18 protein-coding genes, 3 tRNA genes and 1 pseudogene are annotated in these 23,664 nt (G+C 68.8%); 13 read left to right on the top strand and 9 right to left on the bottom strand.

The annotated features are described in order from the left end of the window. Positions 1-55 precede the first annotated feature (55 nt). Together ACQPXG_RS26615 and ACQPXG_RS26610 are read left to right on the top strand one after the other, a co-directional pair. A complete protein-coding gene (locus ACQPXG_RS26615; RefSeq protein WP_433470056.1) occupies positions 56-1,420 on the top strand; it encodes an AAA family ATPase in 1,365 nt (454 codons plus the stop codon). A 497-nt stretch (positions 1,421-1,917) separates the two neighbouring features. After that, complete coding sequence (locus ACQPXG_RS26610; RefSeq protein WP_433461836.1) at positions 1,918-3,285, top strand: potassium channel family protein; 1,368 nt, start codon at positions 1,918-1,920, stop codon at positions 3,283-3,285. Positions 3,286-3,760: 475 nt separating this feature from the next. Here ACQPXG_RS26610 and ACQPXG_RS26605 read toward each other — a convergent pair whose 3' ends face one another. From ACQPXG_RS26605 to ACQPXG_RS26585, 5 genes and pseudogenes are all read right to left on the bottom strand, one after another. After that, positions 3,761-4,120 carry a hypothetical protein gene (locus ACQPXG_RS26605; RefSeq protein WP_433461835.1) on the bottom strand — a complete coding sequence of 120 codons (360 nt, stop codon included), beginning with the start codon at positions 4,118-4,120 and terminating at the stop codon, positions 3,761-3,763. Between the two features lie 993 nt (positions 4,121-5,113). Next, a complete protein-coding gene (locus ACQPXG_RS26600) occupies positions 5,114-5,737 on the bottom strand; it encodes a hypothetical protein (protein ID WP_433461834.1) in 624 nt (207 codons plus the stop codon). A gap of 650 nt (positions 5,738-6,387) precedes the next feature. Next, complete coding sequence (locus ACQPXG_RS26595; protein WP_433461833.1) at positions 6,388-6,645, bottom strand: hypothetical protein; 258 nt, start codon at positions 6,643-6,645, stop codon at positions 6,388-6,390. A 1,336-nt stretch (positions 6,646-7,981) separates the two neighbouring features. Beyond that, positions 7,982-8,101 (bottom strand): annotated as a pseudogene (locus tag ACQPXG_RS26590) (IS5/IS1182 family transposase); the annotation flags it as partial. A gap of 16 nt (positions 8,102-8,117) precedes the next feature. Next, a complete protein-coding gene (locus tag ACQPXG_RS26585; protein WP_433461832.1) occupies positions 8,118-8,705 on the bottom strand; it encodes a hypothetical protein in 588 nt (195 codons plus the stop codon). A gap of 65 nt (positions 8,706-8,770) precedes the next feature. Here ACQPXG_RS26585 and ACQPXG_RS26580 point away from each other — a divergent pair, with 65 nt between their 5' ends. Both ACQPXG_RS26580 and ACQPXG_RS26575 read left to right on the top strand, forming a co-directional pair. Further along, positions 8,771-10,075, top strand: coding sequence for an IS256 family transposase (locus ACQPXG_RS26580; protein WP_433461831.1), 1,305 nt, complete (start codon positions 8,771-8,773; stop codon positions 10,073-10,075). 659 nt (positions 10,076-10,734) lie between these two features. Continuing rightward, positions 10,735-11,361: an integrase core domain-containing protein gene (locus ACQPXG_RS26575; RefSeq protein WP_433461830.1), complete on the top strand. Its 627-nt coding sequence runs from the start codon at positions 10,735-10,737 to the stop codon at positions 11,359-11,361. A 288-nt stretch (positions 11,362-11,649) separates the two neighbouring features. Here ACQPXG_RS26575 and ACQPXG_RS26570 read toward each other — a convergent pair. The 3 genes from ACQPXG_RS26570 to ACQPXG_RS26560 form a co-directional block, all read right to left on the bottom strand. Further along, positions 11,650-11,724, bottom strand: a tRNA-Val gene (locus ACQPXG_RS26570). Between the two features lie 5 nt (positions 11,725-11,729). After that, positions 11,730-11,800, bottom strand: a tRNA-Cys gene (locus ACQPXG_RS26565). Positions 11,801-11,841: 41 nt separating this feature from the next. Next, a tRNA-Gly gene (locus tag ACQPXG_RS26560) sits at positions 11,842-11,913 on the bottom strand. A 127-nt stretch (positions 11,914-12,040) separates the two neighbouring features. Between ACQPXG_RS26560 and ACQPXG_RS26555 the strand changes: the two genes are divergently transcribed. The 9 genes from ACQPXG_RS26555 to ACQPXG_RS26515 all read left to right on the top strand — a co-directional run bounded on the left by ACQPXG_RS26555 (position 12,041) and on the right by ACQPXG_RS26515 (position 22,811). Next, entirely contained in the window at positions 12,041-12,745 is a 705-nt protein-coding gene (locus ACQPXG_RS26555; RefSeq protein WP_433461829.1) for an ArsR/SmtB family transcription factor, read from the top strand. Positions 12,746-12,765: 20 nt separating this feature from the next. After that, complete coding sequence (locus ACQPXG_RS26550) at positions 12,766-13,758, top strand: chorismate-binding protein (RefSeq protein WP_433470055.1); 993 nt, start codon at positions 12,766-12,768, stop codon at positions 13,756-13,758. After that, complete coding sequence (locus tag ACQPXG_RS26545) at positions 13,709-14,545, top strand: aminotransferase class IV (RefSeq protein ID WP_433461828.1); 837 nt, start codon at positions 13,709-13,711, stop codon at positions 14,543-14,545. Before ACQPXG_RS26550 ends, ACQPXG_RS26545 begins: the two co-directional genes overlap by 50 nt. Positions 14,546-14,627: 82 nt before the next feature. Further along, entirely contained in the window at positions 14,628-16,055 is a 1,428-nt protein-coding gene (locus tag ACQPXG_RS26540) for an extracellular solute-binding protein (protein WP_433461827.1), read from the top strand. Then, a complete protein-coding gene (locus ACQPXG_RS26535) occupies positions 16,027-16,971 on the top strand; it encodes a carbohydrate ABC transporter permease (protein ID WP_433461826.1) in 945 nt (314 codons plus the stop codon). Before ACQPXG_RS26540 ends, ACQPXG_RS26535 begins: the two co-directional genes overlap by 29 nt. After that, positions 16,968-17,795, top strand: a complete 828-nt coding sequence (locus ACQPXG_RS26530; protein WP_433461825.1) for a carbohydrate ABC transporter permease — start codon at positions 16,968-16,970, stop codon at positions 17,793-17,795. The genes ACQPXG_RS26535 and ACQPXG_RS26530 overlap by 4 nt, the downstream gene beginning before the upstream one ends. Next, entirely contained in the window at positions 17,795-18,916 is a 1,122-nt protein-coding gene (locus ACQPXG_RS26525; RefSeq protein WP_433461824.1) for an ABC transporter ATP-binding protein, read from the top strand. The genes ACQPXG_RS26530 and ACQPXG_RS26525 overlap by 1 nt, the downstream gene beginning before the upstream one ends. 404 nt (positions 18,917-19,320) lie before the next feature. Beyond that, positions 19,321-20,109, top strand: coding sequence for a CehA/McbA family metallohydrolase (locus ACQPXG_RS26520; protein WP_433461823.1), 789 nt, complete (start codon positions 19,321-19,323; stop codon positions 20,107-20,109). Beyond that, positions 20,100-22,811, top strand: a complete 2,712-nt coding sequence (locus ACQPXG_RS26515; protein ID WP_433461822.1) for an alpha-mannosidase — start codon at positions 20,100-20,102, stop codon at positions 22,809-22,811. Before ACQPXG_RS26520 ends, ACQPXG_RS26515 begins: the two co-directional genes overlap by 10 nt. Here the strand turns inward: ACQPXG_RS26515 and ppgK are convergent. Then, entirely contained in the window at positions 22,808-23,644 is an 837-nt protein-coding gene (gene ppgK, locus ACQPXG_RS26510) for a polyphosphate--glucose phosphotransferase (protein WP_433461821.1), read from the bottom strand. The genes ACQPXG_RS26515 and ppgK overlap by 4 nt on opposite strands. Between the last annotated feature and the right edge of the window lie 20 nt (positions 23,645-23,664).

Here is a 23,664-nt window from a genome sequence, read left to right as displayed (position 1 = left end):
GTAAACAGAGAACCGGCCAAACACGCGTCAGTCGATCAGGAGACGAGAAACTGTGATGATTGCTACCCCGAATCTCATCGTCGCAGGCCACCACGGCCTCGCGCGGAGACTCCGGAACAGTGGACGGTTTCCGTCCGTACTCCGTGTCGCATCCGCCTCAGAACTCAGGGATCTGTCCGAGAGCGGCAAGGTTCGTCCGCCGGCAGCGTTCATGTTCGGGCCGGGGTTCAGCGAGGACCTCCCGGAAGTGAGGGTCACCGAACTCGCCAACGGACTCGCGGTGAACGGGTTCACCGTGCTCGTCCACGCCTTCTTCGCCGAGCGCGGCGACGTCTTCGATCCGAAAGTGGTCGCGAGCACAGAGCCGATGAGCATGTCGGACCTGCTGACAACGCTCGGTGCGGCCGAGCCGGACCTTCAGCCCGAGCCGCCAGCGGACCCTTGGACGGCACCCGGGGCCGTACCCGGACGCCCAAACCCATCGGCCGCCCATGGGGCCGAAGCCGCCTTCGGGGCGGCACCCGCTCAAGATCCGGGCAAGCGAGGCAGGATCATCGCGGTCGCCTCGGCGAAGGGCGGCGTCGGCAAGACCAGCATGACCGTGAATCTTGCCACTCACGCGGCGAGAGTGCTGTGGGCCGCCGGGAGGGCCGGGTCCACCGTGGTGGTCGACACCAACGTCCAGCAAGCCGACGTGGCCCGGTACCTCGATCTGAAGTCGCCGACCATCCTGGATCTACTGGACACACCTGAGGAGTTGTCGGCGACCTCGGTGCGCCGCTACCTCGCGCACAAGCCGGAGATCGGACTCCACGCGCTCCTCGGCCCACCGGACACCGTCAGCGCCGACCCGGATCTTCTCGACTCGACGCTGTTCCGGCGAATCCTCACCGTGCTGCGTGGCGCGTTCGACTTCGTGTTCGTGGACACGCCCGTCGCCAAGCCGTACCACCCCACCTTCACAGAGCTGCTCCTGCCGGAGTCCGACGCGATCCTGGTGCCGATCGCACCCAACCGGGTGGCACTGGAGACGGCTCACGCCTGGCTGACCGCGATCACCAGACCAAAGCCCATGGGCGGCGAAGTCTCTCCCGAGAAGATCTCACTGATCCTGAACCACACACGCTCCGATGCGGAATATGGTTCCGCGGAGGCCACCCGCCTTTTGCCGGGCTGGCAGTTCGTCGGCACGGTTCCCGAGAACAAGAGGTGGGTGAAGGCTGTGAACAACCACCAGATGATGGAACTGCCCACAAGTCCGGACCTTGATGTGACTCTGCGGGGAATTTTGAAGGCCGTCAGCGATGACCCTGTGTTCGCCGACCCGGGGGGAATGGTCAGGACCCGTGGATCAAGGTCTTTTCGGTTGCTGCTTGCGGGGTCTGGTCGTCGGGTCATTCGACGGGTCTGCCGTCCTTGAACACCGCGCCCACTTGGACGAGGGCGACGAGGCGGGGCGCGTTGACCGCGTACCACCGGGTCTGGGCGGACTCGAAGCCGCCCAGCGCGGCGCCGCCGGCCTGAACACCTGCAGAACGAACAGATGGCCAAGGAATCCAGGGCCAGGCTTACAGGTTCCTCGGGGCCACTGCTGCCAACGCCGAACACGAATCGCCCCCGTGGTCCTACCAGCCCGTGCTCGTCGACACCGCGCGACAACACGGCCGCGAAGCAGCTGCGGAGCTGACCCGCTGGTCGCTGCTCAGCGTGCGTCCCAGGATCCAGACCATCCTCGACCAGAGCCCGAGATGCCATGACCTCACCGATCGACAAGCAGTCTCCGAGAGGGACGGCGACCGCCACCTGCCACTGCGGACACGAACTGGTCTGCTGCACCTCCTGTGGCGCCGCGCGGTGCCTTCATTGCGACCCGTACCGCTCCGACGACTGCGGCAGCCCGAAGGCTGATTCGACGCCATGACCCACTCCGTGACCCACGCCGTTGCCCCGCCGGATGATCGCTCCTTCGTCGTCATCGGCGAAACCAACCTCGCACGCCGGGTATGCGCGTCCCTGCGCGACGGTGCGCGCACTGTCCGGCACCTGACCGGGCCCGGCGACGAGGAACTGCGCACGGCCATGACACCGCCGCCCGACGCGATGGCCATCCTCCTGCACGACGATGTCGCGGCACTGCGCTACGCCCTGGCCGTCGCCCACATCTCCCCGCGCACCCCGATCACCGTGACCATCTTCGACCGGACCATGGCCGGTGAACTTCTGCGCCTGCTACCGCAGTGCCACGTCACCTCCCCGGCCGACCTGGCGGCCCCCGCCCTGGCCGGCCCCTGCATCGACGCAGGGATTACCGCCCTGTCGCGCACCAACGGCCGCCCACATGCCGTCCGGGTCCCCGACGGAAAGTCGCCGACCACACGGCCCTGGAAGCGTGAGCGAGTCGGCCGCCGGTCACAACTCAAACGGCTGGCGGGACAGTTGCGCCCACACGACGCGGGAACGCGCCTGATGCTCACGGGGCTGCTGGGCATGCTCACCGTCCTCCTCGTCGACTTCGCCTGGCTGATCGCACTCGGGCACCACCCCGCACAGGCGCTGTTCGACTCCGCCCGGGTCGTCGCCACCGTCGGCCCGGCGGCCGCGCCCCGCCACTCCACCGTGTATCCGGTGGTGGCCAGCGCGTTCATGCTCAGCATGATCGTCCTGGGCGCCATGTTCACTGCCGGCCTCATCGACCGCATGCTCGGCCCCCGACTGGTCGGGCTGATCGGCCCCCGCACCATCCCCCGCGCCGACCATGTCATCGTCGTCGGCATCGGCCAGGTCGGACTGCGCCTGTGCAGCGAATTGCGGCGCCTGGGCATCCCCGTGGTCGGTGTGGAACGAGACCCCGACGCCCCGGGCATCCGCCTCGCCCGTTCCCTGGGAATCCCCGTCCTGGCGGGCCACGGCGGCGACCGGGCTGTACTGGAAAAGCTCCACCTCCACCTGGCCCGGTCCCTGGCCGCCGTCGGCTCCGACGACCTCGACAACATCGCCGTCGCCATCGCCGCGCACGGCGTCTCACCCGGAACACGCGTCGTGCTGCGGGCTGGCGAGCACGAAGCGATCGCCGAAACCCGCTCCCTGCTGCCCCTAGGCACCATCCGCGACGTCACTAGCCTGTCGGCCGCCTACGTTATGGCCCGCCTCCTGGACACGCCGGCCACCGGTGTCATCGCTTGCCAACACAACATGTTCGTCCAACTGTCCGCGGACACCTTCGCGTCCTGGCCCCTCGCGGCCCGCCACGGATGCGTCCACGTGGACACCGCCCTGTCCTCCTGAGTGGCCGCCGAGCGACTTCGGGAAGTACCCCAAATCGCTGGTAGGACTTCAAGCCTCCGCCAACTCCCGCGCAAACCGCGGATACGGTCCGATCGACCGAAGTCACCCACGACCCCCAGGACCGCCGCCAACCCGGACGCCGATCGACCTAACAATCAACCGTCAGGCTCTGATCCTTTGCAGGCGTATTCCGACCGCCCGCCATCACACTGCAGGCCGGAATGCTTCCCGCAGTTACTCGGCGGTGTCGGTGTCGTTGGCCAGAGCCTCACACGACCGATGGCGATTTGGGGATGTCCATGGTCAGGTTGAATCCAAGGTCGCCGATCCTGACGGTCTGCTTGCGGTGCGCCCAGGCGGTCTGCTTCGGCCACCGTGGCCGTTGCGGTTCGCACCCATTGATGTGGTCGGCCCTTCTTGAAGGCCGACCACATAATTTCCTGCCCCAGTGACGAAGGTCGCCGTCACATATGATCTAGTAGTTGTCCATCGAGCAGCGGACACCCCATACGTCGATCACGACCTGGGGAACCTTGGGGCAGATTTCCCCGCCGCTGTCACCGAGGTACTGCCATTCGTCAGGTTGGGGGCCGATCTTCTTCCATATGTGCGGCCCGTCCTGCCGGGACGCAGGATCATTCTTGTATCCCGTGTCGCCGATGGCCCAGTAGACGTCCTTCGCCGGAGACGAGCCTACGATCTTCCCGTAGTACACGTGCTCCGGGCCGATGACCTGATTCCGCGGGTCGCCATCAACAGGGGTCTTGCGACTTTTGTAGGTCGCGCCGTAGAAGGCGTCTGCCAGGAGTACCCGCACATCCTCCGGCAGCGTCAACTTGACGGCCCTTTCCCGGCTTGGCGGCGGCGGCGTTCGGGGAGCACCCGGGCCGGCGGGAGCGGAAGACTCTGCGGAGGTGGTGGACGGCGGGGGGCTGGCCGCGACAGGCGCCTCCCCAGACTCACACGCTGTGAGCGTTAGGGCGGCTAGCCCAGCAGCTGTGGCCAGCGCCGTTCTCGACATGATCTTTTGCATATACGCTTAGATGACGCCATGTGACCGAAGGTTCAATCGGAGCGGCACATTTATATGTGAGCGCCTCACATCGAGAGAGAGTTCGGAGTGCAACTGGCAATTGCCCAGCCCTGCCCACCACTGTCATCGTTTTCCGAGGCTCCGCAACGCCTGCGTACCGGAACAGATCCGCGGACATCTCCTGCTGGTTTCCAAAGTCGTCTGCACAGGCGTCCGAAGTCCTCTGCACACGCTCATTCCGGCCGCCGGTGCTTGAACCGACGTGGCCATGCTGATCACCAGGCGTGGACCGTCCTTGCCGCGCTACTACTGCTCGGAGGGCGACCAGGAAGTTCCGATGCGGTCTTCACGCACCGTGTTCGGTGTGATTGGCGCGCGCGTGGCAGAGCTTCATGCCGATAGGAGCGCATCCACTGCTAATGCGCCGATGACCAGGCTGGAAACGAGACCGGTCACGACGCGGCCGCGTTGCCCGGTGATGAACCACCCCAGCGTGGCCCCGCTGATGAGCGACTCCCTCGCTGACCCTCCAACGGCACACCAGCGCATACAACTGACCTCGCGAGATCCCCAACTCCCTCGCCGCCGCGTCCGCGGCCGATCCGTTGCTCCCGCGCCAGAGCACCAATCACCTCGGCCCTGCGAACCGTGATCGACCACGCTTCCTCCGGAGCTGTCAGCACACCCCCGGCTCGACGACCTCCGTGCTCTCGCCCAAGCCACGAGCCCATTCGGTCAGCGTCCTTGAAACCACCGGGTGACGGTATCGGCACGGCAGGTGGATGGTTGGGCCCGTCAACCGGTGTAGAGAGCGGGAGGGCAACTGTCGCCCATGGGGAGGCTGACGCGAACCTTGCCCGGATCAAAAGACACTGACCGTTCCCTTTTTCCCTCTTGGCCCTCCTGGCGGACAACTATGGTGTTGGCATCAGCGAACCGCACCGAGTCCAGACGATGGGCGCCGCTGTCGGACAAGCAGCCTAGATACGCCCGCTTGCTGAAGAAACCCTTCGTCGTTTGCAGGTATAGGCCATCCGGTCGATCGGTCAAGTTGGCTGACCGGTGGTCGGCATAGTATAGAACGACGGCGAATCGGCCATCAGAGGACACAGTCGCAATCCTCTGCTCATTCGAGTAATCCACAAGCATCGTGTTAAGGCCGCCCCAGGCAACGCCCACGAGGCCCGCCAGCGCCGTAACACCGGCCAAGGACGCCAGCAGCCAGCGCTGGATGCCCCGACATGCGGTCGCCAGCCACAGACCCGCGACGCTAAGCAGGCCGAACCCGGCGACCGCCAGCGAACACCAAAGCCAGAGCCAGTCGCCGAGGCCGATAAAACGGTAGGGGTTGATCACTGCTGGCCCTGTGGTGATGACCAGCAGACCACCCAGCACGAGCAGACAGTAGGTCCATCTCATTCCGGTATGATCGCGCATTCCGCGACAGAAGCAATAGTCACGACTTAATGACTTCCGAACGGCCGGGTCTCGATCAGGAACGTCTATTCAAGACCCGGGCCTGGTGAGCCCTCTCCACAGACTGGTGGAGTGATTCAAGGCCGATCCGTTCGTCCTTGGTGAGTAGCGGCCGGCGAGCATCAGAGACGCCCGGCAACCCCCTGGACCTGGAGTCCTTCTTTCAGGCCGTGCGGCTGGTGTCCGCTGGCCGCCATCTGCGAGGCCCGCCGCCGATCGACTGCTGGGAATGGTCATCCAGACGATCGGCAAACGCCTCCAGTACTCGTCGCAGCACCCAGCAGCAGTACTCCGACCAGAACCGCGAAGCGGCGCATTTACTCACCTCTGCACGTCAAGGAGTACGGCGACAGGTGTTGAGCTCGATCTGTCAGGCGGGCAGCTCGCCGCCGGCGGTCGCCGCCGTGAAGGGGGACTCAGGGCAGGAGGATCTGGCCGAAAACGCCGTCCGGCTGCTGGGTCCAGACCCGGCTGGGCACCGCTGATGGTCGTGCTGCCCTGATCCTGCCCGCCGGGCAGGATGTAGATGCACCCGCCAGTCTGGGTACGCCATTCGGCTACCCTGCCCGTGAGTTCCGCCTTGCCGTCCCCCTTCAGGTCGCCGATGGCCAGGCCGTCGCTGATCCAGCGCAGATCGTTGCCGGAGGCCGCGGCAGGCTGCCACTGCCGCTGATGTCGACCTGGTCGATTCGCACGCCGTCGGGACCGCCGAGCAGGACCGCGACGTTGATGTCTGCGGCAACTGTCACGTCCGCGGTGCCGTCGCTGACCGCACTGGCGACGCCGAGCAGGGCGAACAGCCCGATCTGGAGGTGGGTGAGGTGGTAACGACCGACGAGCAGGAAAGTCACGATGGTCCAGAAACATCCAAAGGCGCCGAATGCGCACCCGCAGTTGACCGCATGCCACCGCAGCACCGGCTGCGGTGGCATGCGGTGTGCACGACGCCCCGTAGTTGCGCCGCATAGCTGAGGGGTAACTCGCCGCCAGGCAGCTTTGCGCCGAGGGGGCGGCCGTGCCGGTACAACTCGATGTGACTGACTCTGCGCCGACGCCCTCCACAACGCCGACCGCCGCCACCCGCCCGAAACATCCGGCGCTAAAGTCACCCAGTTGCCTGGACGCTCCCGGCCCAGCGGTGACGTGGGTCCAGGTACCGATGCGGATCAGGATGAAGGCCGCGGTGCTGAGGGCACCGAATCCGACACCGACGCGGAGGCGTCCTAACGACAAGTACGGTTCATTGGCCGAAGCAGCCCCGCAGCGCGGCGGTACATGCGGCATGGCGGGTTCGGTCGTGCGGAAAGCGGTGTCGGCACTCGGCTTGGACCCAGCCCGGCACTTGATGCGCCTGCCGCGACCTCCGAATCCTCGGGCGCGGGTCCTGCGCTTCGGTGTGGCCGTGTTGCGTGGACGCGGAGGCTGTGCACGGCGGTTGCCGGGTGCAGCCGCCCGCTGCCACGTTGCTCTGGACCTCACCACCGCCGACGATCGTGATCATGCTGGGGGCGACTCGGGGAGCGTGCACTGTCGGGTGTTACAGGCCCTCCGGTCATGGACGGATCCAATCGGTGGCTCAGGTACGTCGCGTCCGCAATAGGGAGTGGCGGTGATGACGCTGAATCGGACGAGCCGATGAGGTGGAAGGCCGCCGCAGCGCCGAGGACGGCCAGTCCAGCGCTGACCACAGGAGCAGCCAGCGCCGGTTGCGAGGGCGCCGATGCCGATGGCGAGGACGGAGCCCGGGAGCGTGACCGACCGGACTAGCGGCGCATGACATAGGGGCGCGCCTCCACCGAACCCGGGACATACCAGTCTCCACTGAAGCCGGCGCGCTTCAAAGCCTTGTTCGGCTCACCGAACCCGTCAACGTTCAAGCGAAGTCACTGCCCGGGCGGTGGATCCCGCTCGCACCCTCGGGACGCCTCTCAAACGACTTTCCTGGCGGCCATGCGAATACCGGCGTGGCACACGGAATCTGTGGACCACTCGCGCTCCTCTCGCTGACGATGAGGGACGGCGTAGGTGGACGGCCAGGCCCGAAGCCATCAGACGCATTTGCGATTGGCTCGACAGACGGCACCGGAACGACGGTTCGTGTCCCTGGTGGCCGAACTGGGTCACAGGGGCGCAACTGTACGGCGCGCTTAGAGGTCGCGCAGATTGGTGACTAACACCAGCGGCGTTCGGACGGGTGTCCCAGCCGTGAGTGCTCCAGGCGCGGCAGATCAAGCTACGGATGGTGATGATTGCATCGGCGAGGTCGAAGAAGGCTTCGACGACGATCTCGCGGCGCTCGTAGCATCGCTGTCGGAGGACTGGGTCAGCTCGGGTCGATCGTGGAGACCAAGATTTCGAGGCGAATGCAGAAGAGGATCACTGCCACGACCAGAACCAGCAGGACCTTCAGAGGCAGTGGAGCCCGCGCCACGGCAAGACCGCAGCTGGCGGCCACCGGGAAGATCACCAACGTGATCAACACGATCGTCAGGACGGGACCGTGCGCCAGCGGCTCGTCACTGATGCGGCCAGTCGACAACTCGAGCAGAGGTGACGTACGCGCCCACGCGTCCAGTCGAGGCCGCGCAGCCCACACCGCCAAACCCACATCGATCAGACCAAGCACCATGCCGCCGCCGACCGCGACGATCGGCCGCATCCTCCTTGCCCCGGCGACCACCCCTGCGACCAGCGCACACAGCTGACCCACCAGGCTGCCCGCCGTGCAGGCCGCTGCGGCCGACAACTCCCACAGTGCCATCACCTGTCCGTCGGTCGTCATATCGTCCCACTTGAAAGGCCCGAATCGGATCCCGGCCGGAACGAGAGCGAACGCGGAGACACCGGTGACCATGACCAGGCACACCGACCACATCGCCAAGGACGGGTCGAACCGAAGGCGCAAGGTCATGCCGACCAACCGTCGATGGGTCTGTACGGTTTTCGGTGTAACTCCTGATCAAGGAGTGACGCCTGATGACGACAACTGATGTGAAGGTGGACGCCGCGGTGGCCACGTCCGACAAGCCGTCCGGTGAGCAGCCGGCCGGGGGCGACCAGGATCTGATCGGCCAGCTGGTGGCGCAGGCCCGTTCGCAGGGTCTGGAGCTGACCGGGGAGGGCGGGCTGCTGCAGCAGCTGACCAAGCGGGTGCTGGAGTCGGCGCTGGAGGGTGAGATCACCGATCACCTGGGCTATGACCGCCATGAGCGCACGGGTGAGGGTGGCGGCAACGCCCGCAACGGGCGCCGGTCCAAGACCGTGACCACTCAGGCCGGCCCGGTCGAGATCGCGGTGCCCCGCGACCGTGAGGGCAGCTTCGAACCGAAGATCGTGGCCAAGCGGCAGCGGCGGCTGACCGGGGTGGATGAGATGGTGCTGTCGCTGTCGGCCAAGGGCCTGACCCACGGCGAGATCTCGGCGCACCTGGCCGAGGTGTATGGCGCTTCGGTGTCCAAGCAGACCATCTCCACCATCACCGACAAGGTCATCGACGGTATGGCCGAATGGCAGAACCGGCCGCTGGACAGCGTGTATCCAGTGATCTTCCTGGACGCGATCCAGGTGAAGATCCGGGACGGGCAGGTCGCCAACCGCCCGATCTATGTCGCTTTGGCGGTCACCGTCGACGGTACTCGCGAGATCCTGGGGTTGTGGGCCGGGGACGGCGGCGGTGAAGGCGCCAAGTACTGGCTGCACGTGCTGACCGAGCTGAAGAACCGGGGTGTCGCCGACGCCTGCATGGTGGTCTGCGACGGGTTGACCGGGCTGCCCGACGCCGTCGCGCACGTCTGGCCGCAGGCACTGGTGCAGACCTGCATCGTCCATCTGCTGCGCAACTCCTTCCGCTACGCATCCCGCGCCGACTGGGCCGCCATCGCCAAGGCACTCAAGCCGGTCTACACCGCCCCGACCGAGGCGGCGGCGATGGAACGGTGGCTGGAGTTCGCCGAGACCTGGGGCGCCAAATATCCGGCGATCGTCAGGTTGTGGGAGAACGCCTGGGCCGAGTTCGTCCCGTTCCTGCAGTTCGACCCCGAGATCCGCAAGGTCGTCTGCTCCACCAACGCCATCGAGTCGGTCAACGCCCGCATCCGCCGGGCCGTCAAGGCGCGCGGGCACTTCCCCAACGAGCAGGCCGCACTCAAATGCGTCTACCTCGCGGTGATGAGCCTGGACCCGACCGGCACCGGCCGCAAACGCTGGATCTCCCGATGGAAAGCCGCACTCAACGCCTTCGAGATCACCTTCGAAGGCCGTCTGGCCGCAGCCCGCAACTAACCCGAACAGGATCGAGTTACACCCTTAACTGGACAGTCCCCCGTCGATCACATTCCTGGGAATGTCAACTTGGTGGCCGCGCGGATTGGCGGTTATCAGCGGCGGCGTTGGGGTCGGGTGTCCCAGCGGTGGGTGATCCAGGCGCGGTGGATCAGGCTACGGATGGTGATAATGGCTGTGCCTGCCGAGAATTATGTCCGTGCAGGTGGGGCGGGCAGGGAGTGGGCTCTGGTGCAGGGCTTGATCAGTCGCAGAAGCAAGCCGCAGCGGGGCGGTAGTCACGAGATGATGAGCGGCTGTGCTGTTGCGACTGGCCTATTTGACCGTGACGAATACGTTCGCGGGGCTGCGTCTACTTCCGGTGACCTATCGGGACAAGGACGCCGAGATCTTGGTGTTGCGGGATCAGATCGCCGTATTGGAACGCCGGCTGGCAGGGAAGAGGGTGCGTTTTACTGCTGCGGATCGGGCGCTGCTGGCGGCGCCGCTGCATCGGTTGCCTCCCGGAATACTGCGGCGGATGCGGCTCCTGGTGCGGCCGGACACCGTTGCGCTGGCACCGCGTCCTGATCGCCGGTCGGCACGCTGCCCGCTCCAAACCCAAGCGGCCAGGCCGCCCACCGACCGTCCGCTCCGTCCGCGCCCTCGTCCTTGGCCTGGTGCGGGAGAACCCGGGCTGGGGCTACCGGCGGGTGCACGGTGCGTTGCTGGTGCTCGGCATCAAGGTCGCGGCCTCCACCGTCTGGGAGATCCTCAACGACGCCGGTATCGACCCGGCGCCTGAGCATTCCGCCACCACCTGGGCCGGCTTCTTGCGCTCCCAGGCCGAGGCGCTGCTGGCGTGTGACTTCCTGGAGACCGTGACCCTCACCGGCTCCCGCATGTACGTGCTGGCGGTCATCGAGCACCACACCCGCCACATCCGGGTGCTGGGCGCCACCGCCCACGCGACCGCCTCGTGGGCAACCCAGGCGGTGCGGAACCCGGTCATGGACCTTGAGGACGCCGGCTGCTGGGCACGGTTCTTGATCCGCGACCGGGATGGCAAGTTCCCTGACCTCTTCGACGCCGTCCTGACCGATGCCAGCATCCAGACGGTGCTCACCGGGGTGCGGATGCCGAGGATGAACGCGGTGATGGAGCGGTGGATGCAGACCTGCCGCCGTGAGCTCCTCGACCGCACGTTGATCTGGAACCAGCGGCACCTGCTCCACGCACTCCGCGAGTTCGAGACCTTCTACAACGAGCATCACCCTCACCAGGGCATCGCCAATGCACGCCGCTGAAGCCGCTGCCTCCACCGATCAACGAACAAGACCAAATCGCCCTGGACATCCCAAGAAGACAACGGCTGGGCGGAATCCTCAACGAGTACGAACATGCCGCTTGACCTGCACGGACGAAGTTTTCGGCAGGGACAGGCCGAGAGAGCGGGAGCAGCGTGCTCCCGGGCGGACACTACCCATGGTCGGGTAGTCCGGGAGGGGGTGGGAGCAGCGTGCTCCCGATTTCGCGTCCAACTGCGTCAAACGAGAAAGCCCAGGTCGGCGCTTGTGGCCTGACCTGGGCTTGTGTGGTGGGCGATACTGGGATTGAACCAGTGGCCTCTACCGTGTCAAGGTAGCGCTCTCCCACTGAGCTAATCGCCCTTGCGAGGTGGAGACGGGATTTGAACCCGTGTACACGGCTTTGCAGGCCGTTGCCTCGCCTCTCGGCCACTCCACCAGAAGGAGACCTTCTGGGTCATAGCCGGAAAGGCCCCTCAGAGCGGAAGACGGGATTTGAACCCGCGACCCTCACCTTGGCAAGGTGATGCTCTACCCCTGAGCCACTTCCGCTTGCGCCCTGCGGCGACGGGGAAAACCTTAGCGCGTCCGCGGCGGTTCCCCAAACCGGTTTCGGGGCGGTGCGCGGGCCGGGACGCTTCGGCGCAGGTCGAAGGGTGGGTCGCTTAGGGTCGGTGGCATGGGCTCCGAACAGGTCGTGAGTGTGGACATCGCGCCGGTCGCGGCGCTGCTGGCCGACCGGGCGCGGGCCGCGATGCTGACGGCGCTGCTGGACGGGCGGCCGCTCGCGGCGGGGGAGCTGGCCCGGACGGCCGGCGTGAGCGCGCAGACGGCGAGCGCGCATCTGGCCCGGCTGCTGGACGGCGGTTTCGTCACCGTGATCAAGCAGGGCCGGCACCGGTACTACCGGCTGCGGGGGAGCGAGGTCGCGCAGGTGATCGAGGCGCTGTCGCGGATCAGCCCGCCGGTGGAGGTGCACAGCCTGCGGCAGTCGCGGGACGCGCGGCGGCTCCACGAGGCGCGGACATGCTACGACCATCTGGCCGGCATCGCCGGTGTGAGGTTGTTCGCGGCGCTGGTGGACGGCGGGCTGATCGAGGCGACCGACGGTGACGCGTACGAGGTGACGGAGAAGGGCGAGGACCGGCTGGGGGAGCTCGGCCTGGATCTGGCGGTGCTGCGGAAGACGCGGCGCAGGTTCGCCTGGCACTGCCTCGACTGGACGGAGCGGCGGCCGCATCTGAACGGGGCGCTGGGGGCGGCGCTGACGGACCGCATGATCGAGCTCGGCTGGTTCGAGCGGGGCAGGACGCGGCGCGCCCTGGTCGTGACCGACGCCGGGCTGAAGGGCCTCGCGGATTCGTTCGGGTGCGTGCTGGAGTGAACTTCGCCTACGCCGGGGGCATGCTGGCCACCGGTCTCGCCGATGTGACCACCGATCCGGCGGCGCTCGACTCCCGCGGCTGGTGGGCGGTCGTCGTGACCTACGAGCGCAAGGTCACGTGCGTCCGGTTCGAGACGGTACGGCCGGCCCCGCATCCGGGGGGTGTGTGGGCCGGCCCAGGGGAGTGGACGAGTTCCCTGAACGAGGCCGCTTACATCGCGGGCGTCGAGCGCATCCGCGATGCCATCGCCGACGGAGACGTCTACCAGGCGAACCTGTGCCGGGTGTTGTCGGCGGAGCTGCCCGCCGGCGCCGAGATCGCCGGGCTGGGCGCGAAACTCGCGGCACGGCATCCGGCGCCCTACGCGATGACGATCAGGGCGCCGGGCCTGGAGGTCGCCTCCGCTTCGCCCGAGCTGTACCTGAGGCGGGACGGGGACGTGGTCGAGTCCCGTCCCATCAAGGGAACGGCACGGACGGCCGGCGACCTGCTCCCCAAGGACCACGCCGAGAACGTGATGATCGTCGACCTGGTCCGCAACGACCTGGGACGGGTCGCGAAGGTCGGCTCGGTGAGCGTGCCGCAGTTGTGCGAGCTGGAGGAGCATCCCGGGCTCGTGCATCTGGTGTCGTCCGTCCGGGCGCGGCTCGCGGGCGGCGGCTGGCCCGAGCTGCTCGCCGCGACGTTTCCTCCCGGTTCGGTCACGGGCGCCCCGAGGTCGAGCGCGCTGACCCTGCTGGAAGAGCTCGAACCGGTCCCGCGGGGGCCGTACTGTGGGGCCATCGGCTGGGTGGACGCGGACTCCCGGCGCGGCGCCCTCGCGGTGGGCATCCGCAGTTTCTGGGCGGAGGACGGCCTGCTCCGGTTCGGCACCGGCGCGGGCATCACGTGGGGGTCCGATCCACGTCGCGAATGGCGCGAGACCGAGCTGAAGGCGGCTCGGCTATTGGAGGTGGCTTCCGGTGACGGCGCAGGCCAGGATCTGGCTGAACGGGCAGCTGGTCGACCCTGAAGAGGCGACGGTGTCGGTCTTCGACCACGGCATGCTCGTCGGGGACGGGATCTTCGAGACGGTGAAGGTGACGAACGGGGAGCCGTTCGCGCTGACCCGGCACCTGGCGCGGCTCGCCCGTTCGGCGGCCGGGCTCGGCCTGTCCGAGCCCGACCAGGACGCCCTCGCCCAGGGCACCCTCGAAGTGCTCGCCGCCGCGCCGAAGTGGCCGCTGGCCCGCATCCGCATCACCTACACGAGCGGTCCCGGCCCGCTCGGCTCGAACCGCGGCGACGAGGGGCCGACCGTCTCGATCATCGTCGCGCCGCAGGACCCGTTCCCGGCGGCGGCGGACGTGACGGTCGTGCCGTGGCCGCGCAACGAGCGTGGTGCCCTGTCCGGCCTCAAGACGACGTCCTACGCGGACAACGCCCTGGCCCTCGCCTACGCCAAGGAGCGCGGCGGCGGTGAGGCGATCTTCGGCAACACGGCCGGGAACCTGTGCGAGGGGACGGGCAGCAACATCTTCGTCGTCCTCGGCGGGCGGCTCGTCACGCCGCCGCTGTCGTCCGGCTGCCTGGCCGGGGTGACGCGCGCGCTGACGCTGGAGTGGTGCGGCGGCGAGGAGGAGGACCTCGCGCTGGACGACCTGTACCGCGCGGACGAGGCGTTCCTGACGTCCACGACCCGCGACGTCCAGCCGATCCGTGCCGTGGACGGGACGGTCCTCCCGGCCGCCCCGGGCCCGATCACCGCGAAGGCCATGGAGGCGTTCGCCACCCGCTCCGCCGAGTTGATGGATCCCTGACCGGAAGAAAACGATCTCCGGAGTCTTTACGTGATCGATTTTGTCGGTCACGTTATGTGGTGACGCTGTGTAGGAGGTCACCATGGTCTTCTCCGACAGGGACTTCTCCAGGAGGCGGATCGGCGCGGCGGCCGCGCTCGTCTTGGCGGGCGCGGTGCTCGCCGGGTGCGGCGGCGGCGGATCCTCGACGGATCCGGAGCGCGGCAAGGACGCCAAGAGCTTCTCCCTGACGATCACCCGCAACGCCATCGAGGGCGGCAAGAACACCGAAGAGGCCGAGTGGATCACGAAGACGGTGATCCCGAAGTTCGTCGCGGCGCAGAAGGCCAAGGGCGTGACCGCGAAGGTGACCTTCCGCGGGCAGGGCGTGGACGACGAGGCGTACAAGACGAAGCTGGCCCTCGACCTGAAGTCCCGGTCGGGGGCCGACATCATGGACATCGACGGCATCTGGGTGGGGGAGTTCGCCCAGGCCGGCTACATCAGGCCGCTGCCCGAGGTCGTGGGCCCGCCGGCGGACGTGTGGGACGGCTGGACGAAGATCCCCGGATCGGTGCAGCGCCTCGCGATGTTCGAGGGCAAGCGCTACGCCGTCCCGCCCGCGACCGACGGCCGCCTCATCTTCTTCAACAAGAAGCTGTTCGCGCAGGCCGGCCTGCCGGCGGACTGGCAGCCGCAGACCTGGCAGGACATCCTCGCGGCCGGGCGCGCCCTGAAGAAGGTCCCCGGCGTGACCCCGATCCAGCTGAACGCGGGCACCGCGATGGGCGAGGCCACCAGCATGCAGGGAGCGCTGCCCCTGCTGGCCGGCGCGGGCGCGGAGATCTACGCGGACGGCAAGTGGACCGGCGGCGGCCAGGCCGTCAAGCAGGTCCTCGGCCTGTACGCGCAGATCTACGGCAGTGAGGGGCTCGGTGACCCGAAGCTCCAGCAGGAGGCCAAGGGGCGCGACAAGTCGTTCGAGGAGTTCGCCGCCGGCAAGATCGGAATCCTGTTCGAGGGCGACTACTTCTGGCGGGACGTCCTGAACCCCAAGACCGGGGTCGCGAAGATGAAGACCCGCGACCAGGACGTCGGCTACGCGCTGATCCCCGCGGTCTCCGCCGGCAAGGGCGTCCGCGGGCAGTCGTTCGTGAGCATGTCGGGCGGGTCGGTCACCGTCCTCAACCCGAACACCAAGTACCCGCAGCAGGCGTTCGAGCTGCTGGCCTTCATGAACTCGGCGGAGATGACCAAGGCGCGGACGGCCGGCACGCCCGAGATCACGTCCCGGACGGACGTCAACAAGGAGATCCTCGCGGGCGACCCGTTCCTGACGTTCGTGTCGGAGAAGGTGCTGCCCGTCACGTCCTACCGCCCGGGCCTCGCCGTGTATCCGCAGGTGTCCACCGCTCTCCAGGAGGCCACCGCCGCCGTCGTGTCGGGCAAGAGTCCCGACCAGGCCGCCGCCGAGTACGGCAAGAAGCTCGAAGGGGTCGTCGGTGGCGCCGCCAACGTCACCCCGCGCTGACGTCAGGCCCGCGGCCGCGCCGTCCACCGGCGACGACGCGGCCGGCCTGGGGCGGGGACGGGCCGCCGTGTTCGTCGCGCCCGCGCTGGTGCTCATCGCGGTGTTCCTCGTGTTCCCCGCGCTCTGGACGCTCTACCTCGGCGCGACCGACTACCGGCTCACGGGCATCGCGGCCAGCGAGCCGAAGGTCGTCGGCGCCGCCAACTACCGTGACGTGCTCGGCGACGGCGACTTCCAGAGGTCGCTCTGGCTGACGCTGCAGTTCGTCCTCGGATCGGCGGTGATCGGGCAGACCGTCCTCGGGTTCGCGATCGCGTGGGTGATGCGGGACCGGACCGGTCTGGTCAGGCGGCTGGTCGAGGGGCTGGTCCTGCTCGCGTGGATCCTGCCGTCCTCGGTCATCGCGTTCCTGTGGATCGCGCTGCTGGACCGCGACGGGGGAACCCTGAACTCGCTGCTCGGCACGCCCGGGACGGCCTGGCTGCTCGACCATCCGATGGCGTGCATCATCGTGTTCAACGTGTGGCGCGGCACCGCGTTCTCGATGATGCTCTACGGCGCGGCGCTCGGGAACGTTCCACCGTCCCATCTGGAGACGGCCCGGCTCGCCGGCGCATCGACGTGGCAGACGCTCCGGGACGCGGTGTTCCCGCGCATCCGCGGCCACGTCCTGACGAGCCTGCTGCTGATCAGCCTGTGGACGTTCAACGACTTCACGCCCTTCCTGATCACCGCCGGCGGCCCGGACGGACGCTCGGAGATCATGTCGGTGTACGTGTACCGAACGGCGCTCGGCGACGGCCGGCTCGGCTTCGGCGCCGCCATCTCGCTGATCATGATCCTCATCAACCTGGTGATCGCCCTGATCTACCTGCGCGCGCTGCGCGACCGCAGGGCCAAGGGGGCGGCCGCGTGAACGACACCGTGCGCGAGGCGCTCCGGAGGATCGGGCTGGCCACGTTCGTCTCGGCCGTCCTCGGGTTCTTCGCCCTGCCACTGCTCTGGCTGGCGTTCGCGCCGTTCGACGCGAACCCGGGCATCTCGGCGTCGCTGCCCGAGTTCACGCTGCACAACTTCCAGGTCCTGATGGACAACCCGTATGCGCTCGCCTCGCTGCGCAACTCGGTGGTCCTCGCCGCCGGGACGGCCGCGCTCGTCGTCACGGCCGCGTCCCTGGCCGCGTACGCGCTGAGCCGGGTCCGCGTGCCCGGACGGGACGTGCTCCTCTACGTCCTGCTTCTGCTGTCGTCCATCATCACCGGCACCGCGGCGATGGTCCCGGTCTTCCTGCTGGCCTTCAACCTGCACCTGATCGACTCGCGGCTCGGGGTGATCCTGGTGCTGACCGGCGGGCTGCTCCCGGCGGCGATCTTCCTCCTGAAGGACTTCACCGACGCCACGCCCACGTCCTACGAGGAGGCGGCGCGGGTGTTCGGTGCGTCGCCGCTGCAGATCCTCCGGCACGTCGTCGTCCCGGTCATCCGGCCGGGCCTCGCGACCGTGGCGGTGTGGACGGTCGCGCAGGTCTGGGGCGACTTCCTGATGCCGTTCCTGCTGCTGCGCAATCCGGACAAGGCCCCCGCCTCCGTGATCATGTACACGTTCTACACCGAGGGCGGCCAGCCGGACCTGGCCCTGATCTCCACGTTCTCGCTGCTGTACTCCCTTCCGGTCGTGCTCATGTACCTGTTCGTCAGCCGCCGGTACGGATTCCGTTTCCACGGAGGGATCAAGCGCTGATGGCGGCCATCACCATTCGGGAGCTGACGAAGGTCTATCCGGGCGGCGTGCGGGCCCTGGACGCGCTCGACCTCGACGTGGCGGACGGCGAGTTCTTCGCGCTGCTCGGCCCGTCCGGCTGCGGGAAGACGACGCTGCTGCGCACGCTCGCCGGCCTGGAGACGGCCACCGGCGGGACGATCGTGCTGGGCGACCGGGACGTGACGCGGCTGCAGCCGGGCCGGCGTGACGTCGGGATGGTGTTCCAGGACTATGCGCTGTTCCCGCACATGACCGTCCTGGACAACATCGCCTACCCGCTGCGGATCAAGAAGCAGAGCCGCGCCGTCCGGTACCGCCACGCCGCCGAGGCCATCAAAGAACTCGGTCTCCAGGGGATGGAGCGCCGGCGCCCCGGGGAGCTGTCGGGCGGTCAGCAGCAGCGGGTTGCGCTGGCCCGTGCCGTGGTCGCCAACCCGGGGATCTTCCTGCTGGACGAGCCGCTGTCCAACCTGGACGCCCGGCTCCGCCTGGAGGCCCGCACCTTCCTCAAGGAGTTCCAGCACCGGCTCGGCGTCACCACCGTGTTCGTCACGCACGACCAGGCGGAGGCGCTGGCCCTCGCCGACCGGATCGCGGTCATGGAGGCGGGGCGTGTCCGGCAGATCGGGTCGCCCGCGGAGGTGTTCCGTCGTCCGGCGAACCTGTTCGTCGCCTCGTTCATCGGGTCGACGCCCATGAACCTCCTGCCGGGGACCATCCAGGGCGGATCCGTCGCGGTCTGCGGGGTCGGGCTGCCCATTCCGGACGAAGCGCGTGCACAGGTGCGCGACGGGCAGGAGGTCGTGTGCGGGGTACGTCCCGAGTACATGGAATTCAGCACCGAGCCGGTGGACGGTGCGATCGGCGGAAGGGTGTCCGTCGTGGAGAACCTCGGCGGCTCCTCCCTCGTGACCCTGGACGTGGACGGTGAATCGGTCCGGGTCGTCGTGGGGGAGGGCTTCGAGACTCAGTTCCACGCCGAGGGTTGGGCGTCGCCCCGCACGGGCCGGGTGCTGCTCTACCACGACGGTGAACTGGTGACAGGCGGCGATGGAGCGGGCCGGCCGGCTTCTCTGGCCAAGGACGGGGGACGTGGATGACCGTGCACCGTGGACGCTGGAGCCTTGAAGACCGCCTCGAACAGGGCCTGCGTGAGCTCCCTTTTGAGGTGCCGCCAGGCACGGCGTCCATCACGGTCGAGCTTGCCTTTGACGGTGGCGTCATCGATCTGGGCTGCCATGGACCGGAGGGGTTCCGTGGCTGGTCCGGTGGAGCACGCCGTCGGTACACGATAGGCGCGGAGTGGGCGACCCCTGGCTACCTGCCAGGGGAACTGGAGCCGGGCACATGGCACGTCTGGCTCGGGCTACACCGGATACCGCCGGACGGTGTCCCCTATGAGGTCATCGTGACCACCTCGGGGTCTTCCCTAGAGCGGCCTGACGAGACACCCCCTCCACGACCAGACCGTCCACCGCTCCGAGATCTGCCCGCGCCGGATGGAATGCGATGGCTTGCGGGCGACCTCCACTCCCACACCGTCCACAGTGACGGGACGCTCACCGTTCACGAACTGGCGTGCCTCGCCGCGTCGCGCGGGCTCGACTTCCTCGCGGTGACCGACCACAACACCGTCAGCCATCACCCGGAGCTGCCCGCGGCCGGCGCCCATGCCGGAGTCCTTCTGGTGCCCGGCCAGGAGGTCACCACCGACTTCGGGCACGCCAACGTGTTCGGCGACACCGGCTGGGTCGACTTCCGGCGGCCGAGCGCCGACTGGGCCGCGTTCGCGGACGCGCGCGGCGGGCTCATGTCGATCAACCATCCGCTGAGCGGCGACTGCGCCTGGCGCCGCCCGCTGCCCCCGGACTTCCGTCCGCGGTACGCCGAGATCTGGCATTCGTCCTGGTGGGACCGGCGCTGGGGCGCCCCGCTGGCCTGGGCGGACGTGTGGCGGCCCGGCGGCGTCGTCCCGCTCGGCGGCAGCGACTTCCACGACCCGGCGCAGCACAAGACGCTCGGCGAGCCCGTCACCTGGGTCCTCGCCGAGGGCGAGGACGTGCTGGGCGGGCTCGCGGCCGGCCGGACGTCCGTCTCCGCCTCCCCGGACGCGCCCGTCCTGCTGCGAATCGGTGACGAGCTGATCGCGATCGGCGCGGACGGGACCGTGCTCGTCCGGCCGGACGGGCGGCGCGCCGCGATCAGGGGAGACCGCGTCCGGACGCCGGCCGGAGGGCCGGGCATGCACCGCCTGGAGACCCACGAGAACGAGGTGATCGCACTGTGCGGGTAGAGGGTTCCGAGATCGTCGTCGTCCCCCACACCCACTGGGACCGCGAGTGGTACCTGCCGTTCCAGCGCTTCCGGCTCCGGCTCGTGTCGCTGCTCGACGGGGTCATCGCCGGGATGGAGGCCGACCCCCGCTGGCATTTCACCCTGGACGGGCAGATGGCGGCGGTCGACGACTACCTGGAGATCCGTCCCGAACGCCGGGAACGGGTGGCCGCGCTCGTCCGGGAGGGCCGGCTCGCCGTCGGCCCCTGGCAGATCCTGCACGACGAGTTCCTGTGCTCGGGGGAGAACATCGTCCGGAACCTGGAGCTCGGCATGCGGCGCGCGGAGGAACTGGGCGCCGTGATGATGGTCGGCTACCTGCCCGACCAGTTCGGGCACTGCGCGCAGATGCCGCAGATCCTCCGGCTGGCGGGGATCGAGCACGCGTGCGTGTGGCGCGGCGTCCCGGACCGGGTCCGGACCCGCGCGTTCGCCTGGGAGGCGCCGGACGGGACCGCGATCCGCACCCAGTACCTCCCGGAGGGCGGCTACGGCAACGCCGCGTCGATGTTCGAGGAGTTCGGGGATGGCGCGTCGCTGCTGCCGGGCCGCGTCGCCGGGTTCGCCGAGTCGATGGGCCGCTGGTATCCGGACGGCGGCCCGCTGCTGGCCATGTACGGTGCCGACCACACCGCTCCCGCCGCCGACCTCGCCGACCGGATCGCGTCCGCCGGGCTCGGGATGCGGTTGGACACCCTCGCCGGCTACTTCGCGGGCGAGGACCCCGTCGTGGACGGCCTGCCGCGCGTCCGCGGCGAACTGCGGTCGCACGCGCGCGCCAACATCCTGCCCGGGGTGATCTCCGCCCGGATCCGGCTGAAGCAGCTGATGGGACGCGCCGAGCGGCTGGTGGAGCGGTACGCCGAGCCGCTGACCGCGCTCTGGTACTCGGGGGACGCGGAGCGGTTCCTCGATCTGGCGTGGAGGCGTCTCATCGAGGTGAGCTGCCACGACTCGGTCACCGGCTGCGGCAGCGACGAGACGGCCGAGCAGGTCGCGGCGCACATGGCCGAGGCGGAGCAGCTCGGCCGCGCCGTCTGTGACCTGGTGACCGCGGAACGCGCCGCCTCGGTGCCGCTCGGCTCCCATCTGGTCTTCAACCCGACCCCGGCGGCCCGCGCGGGCCTGGTCACCCTGGACATCCCGTGTAAAGGGGAGCCCGGCCTGGTGACGGGCGACGGGCGGCCGGTCCCCGTCCAGACGCTGGAGATCGCGCCCACGGTGCTGGACGACGCCCTCCACCCGGCCTCCGAGCTGCCGATCCTGCTGGAGCGGGTGTACGGGCGAGTGCTGTTCGGGCAGGAGATCCGCGACTGGTCGGTGTCCCGGGAGGAGCGCACGCTCACCTTCCACGTCACGCCCCGCGCCGACGTCCCGTTCGACATCGGCGAGGTGCGGGAGGCACTGCGGGACGCGGACGGGGACTGGCGCGTCCGTATCCTGGCCGACCCGCGCCGGAGCGTCGCCGCGCTGGTCGACGTCCCCGCTCTGGGGCTGACGACCGTCCGGCCTGTGCCTCCGGCCGGCCCCACGGAGACACGAGTGAGGGCTGAGGAGAACGTCCTCGACAACGGGCTGCTGCGCGCCGAGGTGCGCGAGGACGGCACGCTCCGGCTGCGCACCCCGTCCGGCCATGTCGTCGAAGACGTCGGGCGGATCGTGGACGGCGGCGACCTCGGCGACTCCTACAACTACGCGCCGCCCGGCTCCGACCGCATCATCGGCGACTCGCTGACCGTCGACGTGAAGCCGGTCTGGGACGGGCCGCTCGTCGCCGCGCTCGACATCGTTCGGACGTACCGGTGGCCGGCGGCCGGGGACATCCCGCGTGACGCCCGATCAGAGGCCGAGGAGGACGTCACGGTCACCACCCGCGCCGAGTTGCGCGCGGACGAGCCGTTCCTGCGGCTGCGCGTCACCTTCGACAACCGCTGCGACGACCACCGCGTACGGCTGCACACGGTCCTGCCCCGGCAGGCCAGGACGTCCTTCGCCGAGGGCCAGTTCACGATCACCGAGCGGGGGCCGGCGGCCGAGGGCGGCTTCGGGGAACGTCCCGTGCCGACGTTCCCCGCGTCCGGGTTCGTCGCCGCGGGCGGCGTCGCCGTCCTGCTGGAGCACGTCACCGAGTACGAGGTCACCGGCGGCGGACGCGAGCTGGCGCTCACCCTGCTGCGCTCGATCGGCCATCTGTCCCGGGACCGCAACGCCTACCGTGACCAGCCGGCCGGGCCGCAACTCCCGACGCCGCAGGCCCAGTGCCGGGGCGAGCGGACGGTCGGCCTGGCGATCATGCCGTACACCGGCGAGCGCCCCGGAATCGACGTCCTCCAGGCGGCCGAGGCATACCGGCACGACCTTCTCACCGCCCCCGGTTACGGTCACTCCTCGGCGGACGTGCCGGCCTCCCGGGCGGGCGTCGCGATCACGGGTGACGGAGTGGTCATGACCTCGTTCCGGGCCCGCGACGGCTGGATCGAGACCCGGATGGTCGCCCAGTGCACCGAGCCCACCACGGCCGTCCTGCGCGGGGACTTCACCGAGGCGACCCGCGTCGGGCTGCGCGGCGATCCCGGCGTCCCGCTCGACGTGCACGACGGAACGGCCCTGCTCGCGCTGCGGCCCTGGGAGATCGCGACAGTGCGGCTCAGAACGCCCTAGCGCGCCGCCTCGGCCGTCCCGTTCGCGCGCTGCCGCCCGCCCGTCCGGCCTGCGGCCCGGACGTGGGCGGGCTCGGCGGTCTCCACCGGATGCGCCGCGGCGGCCGCCATCGCCGCGCCCACGATGCCCGCGTTGTTCACGAGCCGGGCGGGGACGATCTCGGCCCGCACGCCCTCGATCAGCGGCAGGAAGTGCTCCGACTTCCGGCTCACCCCGCCGCCCACGATGATCAGCGAGGGGGAGATCAGCGCCTCCAGATGGACCATGTACTCACTGAGCCGCTTCGCCCACTTCTCCCAGCCCAGATCGTGCTCGTCGCGCGCCTTCGCCGACGCGCGGATCTCGGCGTCCCTGCCGTCGATCTGGATGTGCCCGAACTCGGTGTTCGGGACGAGGACCCCGTCGGTGAACAGCGCGCTGCCGATGCCCGTCCCCAGCGTGAGCAGGACGATGGTGCCGCTCCGGCCGCGCCCCGCGCCGAGCCGCATCTCCGCCACCCCGGCCGCGTCCGCGTCGTTGAGCAGCGTGATCTCCCGCCCGGTCGCGTCCGCGATCAGGGACGCCGCGTCCAGCCCGATCCAGTGCTTGGACACGTTCGCCGCCGACAGCGCCACGCCGTCGATCACCACGCCGGGATAGGTCACGCCGACCGGGCCGTCCCACCCGAAATGGTCCACGACCTCGGCGAGGACCTTCGCGACCGCCTTCGGCTTGGACGGTTGCGGTGTGTCCACACGGAACCGCTCCCGGGCGAACGAACCGTCCGACAGGTCGACCGGCGCGCCCTTGATCCCCGACCCGCCGATGTCGATCCCCAGCATCTCCCTTGCCATGCCTTCACTCTGCCCGATCT

It is taken from the genome of Spirillospora sp. CA-128828 (assembly GCF_050945415.1).
Classification (GTDB): Bacteria; Actinomycetota; Actinomycetes; order Streptosporangiales; family Streptosporangiaceae; genus Spirillospora.
Note: the sequence above shows the minus strand (reverse complement) of the source record. Positions and strands in the feature narration are given on the sequence as shown.